The organism is Stutzerimonas stutzeri, assembly GCF_024448715.1.
GTDB classification, from domain to species: domain Bacteria; phylum Pseudomonadota; class Gammaproteobacteria; order Pseudomonadales; family Pseudomonadaceae; genus Stutzerimonas; species Stutzerimonas stutzeri_AR.
Genome location: NZ_JAMOHZ010000002.1, coordinates 324,204 through 338,487, shown reverse-complemented (window position 1 = coordinate 338,487; position 14,284 = coordinate 324,204). Strand labels below are relative to the sequence as shown.

Annotated in this window: 12 protein-coding genes; 5 read left to right on the top strand and 7 right to left on the bottom strand. The window is 60.6% G+C overall.

The genetic code is table 11. The features are described 5' to 3' along the window. The first annotated feature begins 146 nt into the window (after positions 1 to 146). The gene (serB, locus tag NAV33_RS05115) at positions 147 to 1,361 is read left to right on the top strand and encodes a phosphoserine phosphatase SerB (RefSeq protein ID WP_255977561.1); all 1,215 of its coding nucleotides are present in this window, start codon (positions 147 to 149) and stop codon (positions 1,359 to 1,361) included. 131 nt (positions 1,362 to 1,492) lie between these two features. On the opposite strand, the gene NAV33_RS05110 is transcribed toward serB, so the two are convergent. The 5 genes from NAV33_RS05110 to NAV33_RS05090 form a co-directional block, all read right to left on the bottom strand. Further along, positions 1,493 to 3,559 carry an EAL domain-containing protein gene (locus NAV33_RS05110; RefSeq protein WP_255977559.1) on the bottom strand — a complete coding sequence of 689 codons (2,067 nt, stop codon included), beginning with the start codon at positions 3,557 to 3,559 and terminating at the stop codon, positions 1,493 to 1,495. Between the two features lie 63 nt (positions 3,560 to 3,622). Next, positions 3,623 to 5,446: a molecular chaperone gene (locus tag NAV33_RS05105; protein ID WP_255977557.1), complete on the bottom strand. Its 1,824-nt coding sequence runs from the start codon at positions 5,444 to 5,446 to the stop codon at positions 3,623 to 3,625. 161 nt (positions 5,447 to 5,607) lie between these two features. Next, complete coding sequence (asd, locus tag NAV33_RS05100) at positions 5,608 to 6,510, bottom strand: archaetidylserine decarboxylase (protein WP_255977555.1); 903 nt, start codon at positions 6,508 to 6,510, stop codon at positions 5,608 to 5,610. Next, the gene (locus tag NAV33_RS05095; RefSeq protein ID WP_255977553.1) at positions 6,507 to 7,337 is read right to left on the bottom strand and encodes a rhodanese-like domain-containing protein; all 831 of its coding nucleotides are present in this window, start codon (positions 7,335 to 7,337) and stop codon (positions 6,507 to 6,509) included. Before NAV33_RS05095 ends, asd begins: the two co-directional genes overlap by 4 nt. A 45-nt stretch (positions 7,338 to 7,382) precedes the next feature. Further along, a complete protein-coding gene (locus NAV33_RS05090; RefSeq protein ID WP_255977551.1) occupies positions 7,383 to 8,897 on the bottom strand; it encodes an HDOD domain-containing protein in 1,515 nt (504 codons plus the stop codon). Between the two features lie 165 nt (positions 8,898 to 9,062). On the opposite strand from NAV33_RS05090, the gene motA reads away from it, so the two are divergent. Continuing rightward, the gene (gene motA, locus NAV33_RS05085) at positions 9,063 to 9,914 is read left to right on the top strand and encodes a flagellar motor stator protein MotA (protein ID WP_255977549.1); all 852 of its coding nucleotides are present in this window, start codon (positions 9,063 to 9,065) and stop codon (positions 9,912 to 9,914) included. A gap of 11 nt (positions 9,915 to 9,925) precedes the next feature. After that, entirely contained in the window at positions 9,926 to 10,945 is a 1,020-nt protein-coding gene (gene motB / locus NAV33_RS05080) for a flagellar motor protein MotB (protein ID WP_255977547.1), read from the top strand. A gap of 66 nt (positions 10,946 to 11,011) precedes the next feature. On the opposite strand, the gene rsgA is transcribed toward motB, so the two are convergent. Beyond that, on the bottom strand, positions 11,012 to 12,034 hold the full coding sequence (gene rsgA, locus NAV33_RS05075; RefSeq protein WP_255977545.1) for a small ribosomal subunit biogenesis GTPase RsgA: 1,023 nt from the start codon (positions 12,032 to 12,034) through the stop codon (positions 11,012 to 11,014). Between the two features lie 128 nt (positions 12,035 to 12,162). Between rsgA and NAV33_RS05070 the strand changes: the two genes are divergently transcribed. Both NAV33_RS05070 and orn read left to right on the top strand, forming a co-directional pair. Further along, a complete protein-coding gene (locus NAV33_RS05070) occupies positions 12,163 to 12,969 on the top strand; it encodes a class I SAM-dependent methyltransferase (protein WP_255977543.1) in 807 nt (268 codons plus the stop codon). Positions 12,970 to 12,997: 28 nt separating this feature from the next. Beyond that, positions 12,998 to 13,540 carry an oligoribonuclease gene (gene orn / locus NAV33_RS05065; protein WP_255977541.1) on the top strand — a complete coding sequence of 181 codons (543 nt, stop codon included), beginning with the start codon at positions 12,998 to 13,000 and terminating at the stop codon, positions 13,538 to 13,540. 86 nt (positions 13,541 to 13,626) lie between these two features. Here orn and NAV33_RS05060 read toward each other — a convergent pair whose 3' ends face one another. Next, positions 13,627 to 14,268: an oxidoreductase gene (locus NAV33_RS05060; RefSeq protein WP_255977538.1), complete on the bottom strand. Its 642-nt coding sequence runs from the start codon at positions 14,266 to 14,268 to the stop codon at positions 13,627 to 13,629. Positions 14,269 to 14,284: the final 16 nt, after the last annotated feature.

Below are 14,284 nucleotides of genomic sequence, written 5' to 3'. Positions count from 1 at the left end.
TGAAGGTCTCACGGTCAAAGCTGACGAATTGCAGGATATGTCGCCGGAACGGCTAAATGACGCCGATGATCCGCCGCATGAGGCGGCGCTCAGCTGCTGGCCGGCTGTTGTAGAATGCCTGCCTTCTTTGCCATGGGAGCTACGCCTTGCGCGAAATCGTCCTGATCAACATTACCGGGGAAGATCGCCCCGGGCTGACCGCGGCTATCACCGGCGTGCTCGCCCAGGGTGGCGTGAATATTCTGGATATCGGTCAGGCGGTGATCCATGACACGCTGTCGTTCGGCATCCTGGTGGAAATCCCAGATACCGAGCGCGCTTCTTCAGTGCTCAAGGACGTGCTCTTCATGGGCTACAAGCACGACCAGCAGGTGCGCTTCACACCGGTCGCCGAAGAGGACTACCAGCAATGGGTCGCGGGCCAGGGCAAGCCTCGGCATATCGTCACTCTGCTGACACGAAAGGTCACCGCCGAGCAGTTGCAGCGGGTCAGCTCGATCACTGCCAAATATGGCCTCAACATCGACCACATCGACCGTCTTTCAGGGCGCCAGCCACTGGATATGCCCGAGGATCTAGGCAAGGGTTGCATTGAGTTCTCGGTGCGAGGTGAGCCAGCCGACACCGCTGCGTTGCGCACCGAGTTCCTCAGCGTGGCGCAGGAGCTGAATGTCGACATCGCATTCCAGCGCGACTCGGTGTTTCGTCGCAATCGCCGGCTCGCGGTATTCGATATGGATTCGACATTGATCGAGGCTGAAGTCATCGACGAGCTTGCGAAGGCGGCCGGGGTTGGCGATCAGGTGTCGGAAATCACCGAGCGTGCGATGCGCGGCGAGCTAGATTTCCGTGCCAGCTTCAAGGAGCGCCTGGCGCTGCTCGAAGGCCTGGAAGAGCATGCGCTGGTCGAAGTCGGCGCCAGCTTGCGCCTCACAGAGGGCGCTGAACTGTTGTTCGCCGAGCTGAAGCGACTGGGCTACAAGACCGCGATCCTGTCGGGTGGCTTCACCTATTTTGCACATCAGCTTCAGGCCAGGCTCGGTATCGATTACGTCTATGCCAACGAACTGGAGATCGTTGACGGCAAACTCACCGGTGTCGCGCAGGAGCCCATCGTCGATGCCCAGCGCAAGGCCGATCTGCTCCGCGAGCTGGCAGAGAGGGAAGGCTTACGTCTGGAGCAGACCATTGCCGTCGGTGACGGCGCCAATGATCTGCCGATGCTCGGGCTGGCCGGGTTGGGCGTGGCTTTTCGGGCCAAACCGCTGGTCAAGCAGTCGGCCAAGCAGGCGATTTCCACCCTGGGGCTGGATGGAATTCTTTATTTGCTTGGTTTCAGGGATCGTGAAGGGAACGAATAGAAGCTGCGTCAGTTTCAGACCGGGATGCGGTTGGGGCTGAGCATTTTCCACGAATAGCCTCTTCCCTGTGACAGGATAGGCTTCACTGGCGAGTGGGCAGGCCGCAGGCTAATCAGCTTGCAGCTTGGCGCCTATTCGTCGTCCGAGGAGAAGTTGTAATCCATCGACTGGCTCGGGCCCTGCAGATATTGCCCCTGAATGTAGCCGACGCCGGCCTGCCAAAGCGTGGCGAGGACCGTGGCGCTGTCGACGAAAGGCACGATGGTCTGCTTGCCCTGTCCGTGAAGGTTTGTCAGCAGTTGCCTGAGTGCTTCCTGATTTTCCTGACGGCTCAGGTCCTGGGTATAGGAGCCGTCGATTTTTACGAAGTCGGCGCTAAGGTGCTTGAGCGTATTGAACGGGTTCAGCACGCAGCCGAACTGACTCAGGGCGCTGCGGCAGCCTAGCCCGGCCAATCCATTAGTGAGCGCTTTCGCCTGCTTGAGGTACGCGACGGCGTCGTTCTCATCGAACTGGAAGACCAGCGAGTCAGGTGGCAATCGCGACGCCTTGAGCGCAACTCCCAGCCACGGCAGCAGTGAGGCGTCTTGCAGGCTGGGGCTCGAAAGGTGTACGAACAATCGTGTGCTGTGGCCCTTACTGCGATGCTCGGCGAGCAGCTTGATGGAATTGAGCAGTACCCAGCGATCGATCTTGGTGGCCAGCCCCGCTTCTTTCGCTGCGCCGAGAAACTCGCCAGGAGGAACTTCGACGCCTTGCGGATCGAGCAGGCGCAGCAGCACCTCGTAATGCTCGTGGCTGTCGCCGCGCAGACTAATGATCGGTTGGAACAACAGGCGGAAGCTGTTCTTTTCCAGCGCCTGCTGCAGCATAGCGAGGACGTTGCCCCGATTGGCTGCTGCCGCTAATTCGTCGGCGGGGTTGTAGATGCGAAGCGCATTGCCATCAGCGAGTTCTTCGGCGCAGCGATGGGCACGGTCGATTACGTCTCGAGCCTTCGCGGTCCGTTCATCGAGCGTGGCGGCACCGATGCTCAGGCTGGTTTGTACGGTGCGGGCGCCGATATCAAACAGGTGCCCTTCAACCTTGCGCAACAGTTCGGTCAAAGGCTGTTCAAGCTGCTGTATCTTGGCCTCTGGCATCAATACTGCGAAAGCGTCGTCACCAAAGCGTGCCAGTTGAGCCTGATCTGTAAAGTGATCGCGCAGCAGTTGGGAGAGCTCGGCCAGTAGACGATCAGAGTCGCCCAAGCCAAGGTCTGCCTGGAGGCTGGCAAAGCGGTCGACGCGAATATAGGCGAGACTCGCGCCTTGCCCTGCGTTCACCGCGCGCTCGACCGCACTGTCGAGCAGTTCGAGAAAATGGCTGCGGTTGTGCAGGCCCGTTACCAGGTCCTGGCTGCTGATCTCGCGCAGTTTCTCCAGTTCAGCATTGTCGTTCTCTGCGCGAATGACCACCTGGATACAGGGCTCGCCATCGTAGCTGGCCGGGGAGAAGTTGATGCGCGCCTTAAAGTTGCCACCATCGGCGCGGACGCCGCCACAGATGAGTTCGGCGCTGCCCTGCTGGGTTTGATAGGTCTTCAAGAAGCCCTTGAAATCGCCCTGGTCGCAGGACGCGATCAGGTCGATCATCGGCATGCCTTCGAGCTCGTCGACATCTTCGTAGCCGAATAACTCAAGGTAGGCGCGGTTGGCGTAGATATGCATGCCGTCGTGGACATAGGCGATGGCGTCAACTGAGCTCTCCAGCAGCAGTTGGCAGCGCTTCTCTGCCTCGCGCAGCGCCAGCTCGGCGGAACGGCGTGCTCGACGCTCTTCAAGGTTCTCCAGCTCCCGATTGGCGACCAGAATCAACCATTCGTCCTCGCCTTGCGGTAGTGCGGCCTGCGCTCCCTGTGCGAGGGATTCAGTAATGGCGTCGGAATCGTTGCCATCGATCAACTGAATGACCGGGATGTCCTTGGCTTGCTTGCGGATGGCACCTATGGCTTCGCTAGGGTCGAGGTTGCTGCTGCTCGGCGCATTGATCAGCAGGTCCCAGGTCTGTTGGAGCACATCGGCCAGGTCATCGCTGGAGGTGAGTCGATGCACGCGCGTTGCCTGGCCTGCATTGCGAAACAGGCTGACCAGTCGCTCAGCTTCGTTCTGCGAGTCTTCGAGGATCAGCAGACGGATAGTTTTCTTTTGCGGGGCCATGGCAGCAGCTTTAGAACGCGCCGTATAGGAGCGTGGAGGGCTAAAAAAACGGAGAGCCGCAATCTACAGCGACTTCCAGAGCGAGTCAAAATCTTCAATCCCTGACGCCGCCTGGGTTCCTCGTGCTGTGATCGGGGTCTCTTGGGAGGCGGCTGCAAGCCCGACCAGCTGGTATTCAAACTGGTTATAGCTGCTGGAACCTGTCTGGCGCCGGCAAAGTAGCGCGCGGTGTTCTTCTCCATTCTGGTTGATCTGTACCTTCTGCCCTTCCTGGAACGGTAGGCTCGGAACGATGAGCGCCGCCGGACGTGAAATCACGCTGATTTCCGGTAGCAGCAGGGCGCGCAAATATTCGCTGCCTTGATCGACCTTGCGTAACAGGCGCAAACCGCAAGGTTGCGCATAGGGAGCGATCAGCTCCACACCGATCTGCGGACCACCGCCGCGCACTTGGCGAATCCAGCGTACTACCGCGATGCTCCAGTTCTGGCTGGTGCCATCCTGCAGGCCGAGCAGTTCGCCCGCCTGGAGCTGCGCCGGGACCTCGCCCGCCCAGGAGAGGCAGAATCCGCCAGGGCTGTGGTTGACCAGTTGCACCTCGAACGTTGGATAGGGATTGTCGACGGCTGGTGGCGCTGACGCTTCCTCTTCCTCTTCCTCTGCGTTTGCAATGACGGGGCGGACGAATTCGATATCTTCGCGCGGCAGGAGAGCGTCCTCGTTGACTACCTGCGCATCGAACGCAATTGCCCATATGTCGGGCTCAGCGTTGTTCAGTTTGAATACAGCGGATCGAGCGGCTTCCGGTCGTTTCAACAGCTCGCCAAACAGGCGCTGCCCAGCGAGATAGTAATGCAGTGCGCTCATGCCGATGCAGATGTTCATCTGGCCTTGCGCGGGGGTGCGCTGGAAGCTGCGCTCGGAGATGTCGCCCCAGGCCGCACTTACGTGTTGCATCAGGTCGAGGCTCAGCCCCTCGGGCACCGCAAGCGCTGACTCTCCGGGCGCATTTGGCGTGGAGTCCAGATGCGCCCGGAGCGCTGCAACCAATGCATGCGGATCAATGCCGAGCAGGTTTGGCAGCTCCTTGGGCGTAAACATAGATCGATAACGCGGTGGCCCGTCGATCCGGGGCGACACGCCGAACAGGCTGGACGAATTCTGTGCCGATTGCAGGCGAACCAGCGCGCTCCAGGGTTCGAGTACCTGCGCCAGTTGCGCGATGTTTTGCTGGCGCATCTGGTTGCAGCGGGCGCTGCCGATCATCAATGCGACGATATAGCTCTGCTCAGCGCTCAGGCCATTGATCTGATAAGCCAGGTCGTCACGCACCAATGTGCGGTGCACGCCATGCTCGGCGGCGATGGCGTAGAGCTGATGGAGCTCAAGCCATAGGCCATTGGGTGTCGGACTGTATAGTTGGGTGGAACGAACCAGCATCGCGCAGAGGCTGCGGATCGCTCGCTGCAGCGAGATGGTGAGTAACTGCAGGCGTTCACGACCGGCCTGCGGAGCCAGTTCGACTGAGATCAGTTTGTAGCCGATGGCCAGGTGATTCTGCAGCGCCTGGCATAAGCTGGCCACCTTGCGCGGGCGCTCGCTGAGAACAATCGGCTGGTTGACGAAGTAACGTTCCAGTTCTCTGCAGACGAAGTGGATTTCCGGTCGCAGCAATTCGAGCAACTGCAGACGATCTTGGGCAGTCGTACGCAGTTGGTTGAGTTCCAGTACTGCCTGATACAGCAGGCGCGCAGTTTCGCCGAGGTTTGCTTTGGGCAGCCCGGCAAGCCAGCGTCTGACGCCGCGCACGCTGGCCTCGCAGAAAGACAGCCCCTGGCAATCCGGCGTCGGTACGCGCAACAGCAGTGGCTGACTGTGGTTTTCCAAACTACGAACTCCGCGACATGATCCCTGGCGCTCCGCCTACGACTCTGGCAGTGCGTCCACGCACTCGTCGCCCTCGATGATGGCATTTTGCAATCGTGGGCGACGATATCATAACGGACACGAAGGACTTGGCTAGCGGCAACCGACCACTGGTTTAGGTTCTACGGCTGAGCCTGGCCAGGATCCGGTGCGACAAAGTGCTGGGCCGGCGTGGCCTGACCGAGCCCCTCACCCATGCACACCGGCGTCAACGGGGACAGTTGTTCGGCCCAACTGACCTGATCCGGCCCGAACAGTAGGATCACTGTGGAACCCAGTTTGAAACGGCCCATCTCGGCGCCTTTTTCCAGATGGATGGGGGCTCGGCTGGCTTCGTCGTAGCGCATCGTCTTGAGGGTGCGCTTGGGTGGCGTTACCAGTCCGGCCCACACGGTTTCGATACTGGCGACGATCATTGCACCGACCAGCACCATGGCCATCGGGCCGCGCTCGGTATCGAACAGGCAGACCACGCGCTCGTTGCGGGCGAACAGCTCCGGCACGCCTTCAGCGGTGACGGTATTCACCGAGAAGATGCGGCCCGGCACATAGACCATCTCGCGCAGGGTGCCAGCCAACGGCATATGCACCCGGTGATAATCCTTGGGCGACAGGTATACGGTGGCGAAATCGCCGCCCATGAAGGGCGCGGCACGCTCATGGTCGCCGCCGAGCAGCTCCGTCACGCTGTAGCTGTGGCCCTTGGCCTGGAAGATGCGGCCCTGCTCGATCCGGCCGAGCTGACTGATTGCGCCATCACAGGGATTGAGGATCGCGCCGGGTGTCGGGTCCAGCGGCCGCGCGCCGTCTTTCAGCGCGCGGGTGAAGAACGCGTTGAAGTGCTCGTAAGCGGTCGGGTCTTCAGTTTGAGCTTCACGCATATCTACCTGAAAATGCCGAACGAACCACTTGATGAAGGTGTTCTTCACCCAAGGTAAGCGGCTCTCGGCCAAGCAGCCGGCGAGACGCGAGATCAGGTGGTGCGGGAGCAGGTACTGGCTGAATACGAACAAGCGATCTTTCATGGGTGACCTTTTGATTGCTGGATCGGAGTGTCGGGCAGGTTGCCCCATTCGCCCCAGGAGCCGGGGTATCCCTTGATTCGCGGATAGCCCAGGGCTTTGGCCAGCAGGTAGGTGAAGCCGGAGCGGTGATGCGTCTGGCAGTGAGTGATGATTTCTTTGTCTGGACTGATGCCGAGCGCCTGCAGCCGTTCGGCGATGTCTTCGCGGATACGCATGGCGCGCGCCGGATCCATCGCCGCGGTCCATTCGAAGTTGATCGCGCCGGGGATATGTCCGGCGCGCGCGGCAAGCGCCTTCTCGCCGTGATATTCCTCAGGTGATCGGGCGTCCCATATGACCAGATCCGTAGCGCCGAGCCGGCTCTCGATGTATTCGCGGGTCGCGCTGGGTGCGTCGTGAAGCTGCAGCGTTACCGGCTCGGACACTGTGGCGGGAATGTCGTGTGATAACGGTCGTTGCTCAGCCAGCCAGGTGTGCAGGCCGCCATTCAGGTAGTGGTAGCGATGATGGCCGATTACATCCAGCAACCAGATGAAACGCCCGGCCCAGCCACCACCTTCATCGTCGTAAACCACATAGACTGCGTCGGAGCGATGCCCGATTGAGCCAAAAAGGGCTTCCAGCTGGGCCTTGCCGGGCAGCCGTCCCGGTGCCGGCGGTTGGCCGAGTTGGGTCAGCTTGGGATCAACGAATCGTGCGCCGGGCAGATGACCTTCGGCATAGCGGGCCGCACTGGTCAGGTCGACCAGTATCAGCTCGGGGGCGTTCAGGCGCTCGGCCAGATCGGTCGGTTCGATTACCAGGGGCAGGGTTGAAAAGGCGGACACGGCAAGCCTCGGTCGGACGGAAAGAGCAAAGTCTAGCGAAAAAGATCAACGCCCGCGCTTGCTGAACGTCGCCAGCGCACGCTCGATGCACTGCACCGTCTTGGTGAACGCTTGCAAACCCATTTCGCTGAACGCCGTGTTGTCTTGATCGGCCATTACCAGCATGACTACGCGGCCGTCGTGACCGATGGAGCGCAGCAGTACGTGTTCGCTTGGGAACAATGCCTTCAGCGCTCCTGGCAACAGCGCAGAGAACTGCGCAAAGTTGTCCGGCTTGAGTCGCAGCAGTGCCGGCTTTTCCAGCAATCTACGCAGCACTTGGCTCTGCTCCGATTCGAGCGACAGCCTGGCTGCTTCACGTGGGAGGCCAAAGGTTTGTTGGCTGACCAGGCGATTGTGCTTGCGGTCGACGAGCATCAGTAGGACTCGTTGCATTCCGGCGCAGTTCAGGGCTTTAGCGGCGGTCGCAGTGAGTTGCACCACGTTGTCGTACGGGCAGCGCTCGCTGAGCAGTTCGCGACAATGCGCACGCCATTCCGTCAGTGTTTCGGTGTTGGGCAACTTCGCCGCCTTTTCTACCTGAAACACACTCTCCCATGGCCACAGCAGGCCCTGGGCCGGGTGCCAGAGGTCTGTATGGCCGATTGCTTGCGCACTGGCGGCGGCGTGCTGGTGCACCATCTGCTGTAGTTCAGCCAGTGGCATCTGGAGGTATAGCCCGGCGAGTCGCTGCCAGCGGAGACTATGAATGCCGCTCCAGCTGTTGTGCGCCGAAAGCGCCAGGCCATTGGCAAGCACGATGGTGTTGCTTGGCAGGGTGAGCCAGCGACGTAGATCGGGATCGGCATCGAGCATCTGCTGCTGGTGCAGCGGGTGCTCGTTGTCACGGGCAATGTGTAGCGCCTTTATCAACATTCGCCGATTGTCGCTAAGCAATCGATACCCCTGGGCGATCCAGCCAGGCAAACCCCAATGTTCAGCAACCGCCACGCAGAGATCCAGCAGCGCTACGCCCAGCAGCGATTGTTCGACCTGGCGGGCTGGTTCGCGCTTGACCAGCACACGCTGTTCCCAGGCTTCGAGCAGTTCAGGGTGAGCCGCGACCAGCGCCCAGACCGGCGAGAGGAATAGCAGGCTGCTCCAGTGGATTTCCTGCCAAAGGCGTGCGAGGCGAGCGGCGAACAGCCCATTGGCCTGCTGGCTGGCATGGCGGCTGATGAGCACCATCTGCCGCAGTGGTGCAGAAATGTCCCGAGGCTGGGCCGCCGGAATACCGGCAAACAAGGCTTCGGCGCGTTTCAGGCCGATGCGGCTGAGCGCAACTTCCAGGCTCTCGGCTGGCTTGTTGGTCGAGGCGGCGTTGCGATTGGCTTCGCGGATCACGCTAAGCGCCATGACCGGGCTTTCCTGGATCAGCTCGGCGATCTGCCGCATCGACATGCTGCTGTCGCGCAATGCCAGCTGGACGCGCGCGTACGGATCGGCAAACACAGGCAGCACAACGGCGTCTAGCGCCTTGATCCAGGCGGGAAGCGTGCGGGGAAGAGGGGTCGTTGTCATTATGCCGCCGAACTAGCATTTCATCGGGATGGCCTTTAGTCTGGCGCAAAAGTTCCGATAACCAGAACAATTCTTTCATATGCCCCGCCTGTAACCCATGCGAGCGCGCGATGTTGCGCGGCTTGTCCCAGGTGCCCTGCGATCAGGTTTTAGACGTACCTTCCTATGGCAAAAATTATTGGCATCATCGTGGTATTCGCCAGCGTTCTGGGCGGATTCGTACTGTCCGGCGGCAAAATCGGCGCGCTCCTCCATCCATTTGAGCTCATGATCATTGGCGGTGCGGCCCTCGGTGGTTTTCTACAGGCGAATCCGGGCAGCACCATCAAAATCGTATTCAAAAAATCGCTGCAGATGTTCAGCTCGCGGTTTACCCAAAAGTACTACCTGGAAGTGCTGGGGCTGCTCTACGAGATTCTCAACAAGAGCCGTCGCGAGGGGATGATGGCCATCGAGGCAGATCTGGAAGAGCCCAGCGCCAGCCCAATCTTCAGTAAATACCCGGCGATCCTGAAAGACGGACGGTTGACCGCATTCGTCTGCGATTACCTACGCATCATGTCCTCCGGCAACATGGCGCCGCATGAATTGGAAGGCTTGTTCGATATGGAATTGAACAGCCTGAAGGAAGAACTCGAGCATCCTTCCCACGCAGTCGCGCGGGTCGCAGACGGACTCCCGGCCATGGGTATCGTGGCGGCGGTGCTGGGCATTGTAATCACAATGTCGATTCTCGCCGAAGCGACCAACGCGATGATCGGAGAAAAGGTTGCCACCGCATTGACCGGTACGTTTCTGGGGATCCTTGCGTCCTACGGCTTCTTCGGCCCGCTGGCCGCCGCGCTGGAGCATGACGCCAAGGAAGAGCTGAATCTTTACGAGGGCATCAAGGCGACGCTGGTCGCTTCGGCGTCCGGCATGCCGCCGACCTTGGCGGTTGAGTTCGGTCGTAAAGTCCTGTTACCGGCTCACCGGCCAAGTTTCGCAGAGCTCGAACAAGCCATGCGTGGTAGCTAGGTAGCCCTAACATGGACAACAACCAGCCGATCATAGTCAAACGGGTCAAAAAAACCGCTGCGGGCCATCACGGCGGCGCCTGGAAGATTGCTTTTGCCGATTTCGCGGTGGCGATGATGGCGTTCTTTCTGGTGATGTGGCTGATGAGTTCGGCAACGCCCGAGCAGAAGAGGGCAATTTCCGGTTACTTTCAGGACCCGATCGGCTTTACCGAGAGCGCCAGTCCGCATGTGATCGATCTTGGCGGTACGCCTACGCCATCGCCGGATCGGACGCTCAACGAAGAAGTCGATCCGGTGATCGAGCAGAGCGAGTCGAAGATCGACGCCGACCAGGCGGAAACCTTTGCCGAGCAACTGGAACGCGAGCGATTGGAATTGCTGTTGCAGGAGTTGCAGAACAAGGTTGACGAGGATCCGGACCTGACCCGCTTCAAGGACCAGATCCTATTCGAAATCACTCAAGATGGTCTGCGTATCCAGATCGTGGATGCGGAGAATCGCCCGATGTTCGCCTTGGGCAGCGCCCAGCTGCAGCCTTACTTCGAAGACATTTTGCTGGCTATGGCAGACACCATTCGGGCAGTGCCGAACAAGATCAGCATTAGCGGGCACACCGATGCCAAGCCTTACGCTGGGCGCGGCGAGTTCGGTAACTGGGAACTGTCCGCTGGGCGCGCCAATGCGGCCCGACGTGCACTCGTCGCTGGGGGGTATCCAGAAGATCAGCTTGCCCGTGTGGTGGGTTATGCATCGTCGGCCTTGTTTGATCGCGCTGACCCGCTTAACCCGGTCAACCGCCGCATCGACATCCTGGTGCTGACCAAAAAGGCACAGCGCGATATCGAAGGGGGGCAATCGGACGCGGGCGCGGCTGGTACCTCCGCTGATTCGCCAGCGCCAAGTGCTACGCAGGACGGTCTCGACGAGGCACCGGCGATCGATACAACCGAACCGCTACCACCGACGCAGTTGCGCGAGCGACTGAACATCTTCGAGGACGGCGTGCTGAAGTTCGATGAGCCGGGCTAAGAGTTGCAAGTCCTAAAATAAGAAAAGCAGCCCGGCCTATGCTTGGCTTGAAGTTTAAAACTGCTGCTATTTCGGCAGGCCGCTGATGATATGGCGGTAACTGGCCATCCGTTGTGGTTGAATCTGCCCTTGCTCCAGTGCGTTCAGCAGCGCGCAGCCAGGCTCACGATCGTGCTTGCAGTCGCGGAAGCGACAATGTCCCAGTAGATCCTGAAACTCGATGAATCCGGCTTCCACATCGGCGCGGCTGACGTGGCCCAGGCCGAACTCGCGAATGCCGGGTGAGTCGATCAGCTCGCCGCCGCCGGGAAAGTGAAACAGCCGCGCGGTGGTGGTGGTGTGGGTGCCCTTGCCGGTCATTTCCGACAGCGCGCCGACACGGGTATCGACACCCGGCAGCAAACTGTTCACCAGCGACGATTTTCCGACGCCGGATTGGCCGACGAATACGCTGACGTGGCCGTCGAGTCGAGCTTTCAGTGCGTCCATGCCGGCGCCGTCATGAGCGGATACTTCCATCAGCGGGTAGCCCAGCGTTCGATAGACCGATAGCAGTGCGTTGAGCGCGCGTTCATTCTGCGCATCGATCAGGTCCGCCTTGTTCAGTAGCAGTAACGGCGTGATGCCCGCATGCTCGGCGGCTATCAGATAACGATCGATGAGATTGGCATGTGGCTCCGGCAAGGGCGCGAAGACGATGACAATGAGGTTGACGTTGGCCGCCACCGGCTTGAGCTGGCCACGAGTGTCCGGACGGCAGAGCTCGGATTGGCGCGGCAGCTGCGCGACGATGACGCCGATGCCCTGATTGCCCGGTCGCCAGACCACTTGATCGCCCGTGACCAGAGCCGGCAAGTTGGCGCGCAGATGGCAGCGAAATATCTGGCCCTCATGCTCGCCCTCCTGCGCCTCGACTTCGACCTGTACGCCAAAGTGGGCGATGACCAGGCCAGTCTGTTCCGGGCCGAGATCGCCGCCCTCCAGCTCTTCGATCGCACGTGACTCCCGGCGCGCTGCACGTGAGGCGCGCTCCTCCTGGATCTTCTCGATGCGCCAGCTTTGCCGGCGGTTGAGTTGGCGTTTGGCCATTTGAATGCGGTGCCCAGGCTGGAGAAGTAGGCGAGTCTAGCATGCCGATTACCCCTCGCTGCCGGCCTGTATGCGGTACTTGAGGACAGTTAAACTCGGCGTCGTATCCCGTCGACAAGCGAGCATCCATGCCTGCTTCTGCATCAAGATTCCCGGCGTTGCTGGCGCTGTTCAGCCAGGTGACGTCGCTGCTGCTCACCTGGCTTCTGTTGCTTGCGTTGGCACGAGTGGCGGGTTGGCACGTCACCTCGCTGATCGCTGCTTGCTTGCAAGGCTTGCTCGCCGCGTTGATGGGACAGTTGCTAGGCCTTTCGCGCTGGTGGCTGCCGATCAATGCGGGCTTCGTGCCGGGCCTGGTGCTGTTACAGGACCACACCCTGCCGCCCTGGCTGTTGCTGTCCGGCTTCATGGTGCTGCTGCTGTTGAACTGGAACGCATTACTTGAACGAGTGCCGCTGTACCTGACCGGTACGGCCGCTGAACAGCGCTTGATTGAACGGCTGGCAAGGCTGCCCGACGGCTTTCGCTTCATTGATTTGGGTAGCGGTTTCGGCGGGACGTTGCTGCGGTTGGCGCGGGCTTACCCGGAGGGGCGCTTCGTCGGTGTCGAGACCGCACCGTTGACCTTCGCCCTGTGCTGGTTGCGCTGCCTGTTTCAGCGCAATTGTCAGGTGCGTTATCGCAGTCTCTGGCGCGTGTCGCTGGCCGAATATGACGTGGCCTACTGCTTCCTTTCTCCGGCGCCCATGCCGGCGTTGTGGCAGAAGGCATGCGCCGAGATGCGGTCGGGGGCGTTGTTGATCAGTAATAGTTTCGAGGTGCCGGGTGTCGAGGCGCAGGAAATACTTCCGGTCGATGACTGGCGTCATTCGCGCCTGTTGGTCTGGCGGCTTGGGGCTGATGCGCCACCTGACGGCTATCATGCGAGCGGCTAAACTGCGCGCCACAGTCAAGGAGTTCACCATGCAGAACCCGCAGAATCTCATCTGGATCGACCTGGAAATGACCGGTTTGGATCCGGATAACGACGTCATCATTGAGATGGCGACCATCGTTACCGATAGCCAGCTCAACGTCCTCGCTGAGGGGCCGGTCATTGCGATCCATCAAAGCGACGAGATTCTTGCCGGTATGGATGAATGGAACACGCGCCAACATGGCGGCTCCGGGCTTACCCAGCGGGTTCGCGACAGCCGGATCTCCACCGAGGTGGCCGAGGCGCAGACGCTGGCGTTTCTCGAACAATGGGTGCCCAAGGGCAAATCGCCGATCTGCGGCAATAGCATCTGCCAGGATCGCCGTTTCCTTTACCGGCGCATGCCCGGCCTGGAAGCCTATTTCCACTACCGCAACCTGGATGTTTCCACCCTCAAGGAGCTGGCCGCGCGCTGGGCTCCGGATGTGCTCGCCAGCTTCAAGAAGGGCGGCACGCATCTGGCGCTGGATGACATTCGTGAGTCAATCGCCGAGCTGCGTCACTACCGCGAGCATTTCATTAAAGGCTAAAAACAGCTGCAAGCGGCAAGCTAGGAGCTGCAAGCAAGGCGGAAAGCCATAGCAGCTTGGCTAGTCCTTGCCAGATTTGCAGCTGCTTACCGTCCTAGCCTTCTCAATTCGTCCGACTCGACCACTCGCGTGCCGTCGTCTTCTTCCAGCGCCAGGCGCCAGAGCGCGCGGGCGAGGATGCAGGCCGAGATGCCGCGGTATTTGCCAGGTAAAAGGTACGAGAGCGGGGCGGTCAGGCGCTCCACCGGCCGCACCTCCATGCGCGGGCCCAGTAGCTGCGAAGGGCGCACAATGGTCAATTGCGGCCAGTCCTGAGCGCGAAGGGCTTCTTCCATCTCGCCTTTGACTCGGCAGTAGAAGATCGAACTGTCCGGGTTGGCGCCCAGCGCGCTGATCACCAGCAGATGCCGCGCGCCCAGTTCACGGGCCCGTTTGGCAAAGTCCACGACCAGGTCATGATCGATAGCGCGGAAGGCTTCTTGGCTTCCCGCTTCTTTGATTGTGCTGCCCAGGCAACAGAACGCTGTGTCGATGCCCTCTGGGAGCTGCGGCAACAGAGCCTGCAGCGGGCCGACCGGGTTCTCGAGCCGAGGGTGCTCGGCCAGAGGCTTGCGACTGGGTGCCAGAACGCATTCCACGGTGGGTTCGTTGAGCAGGCGGTCGAGCAGGTGCTCGCCGGTCAGCCCGGTGGCGCCGGCAAGCAAAATACGCTGTGGCGTCAAATACATGGTTTGGCTTCCTGTG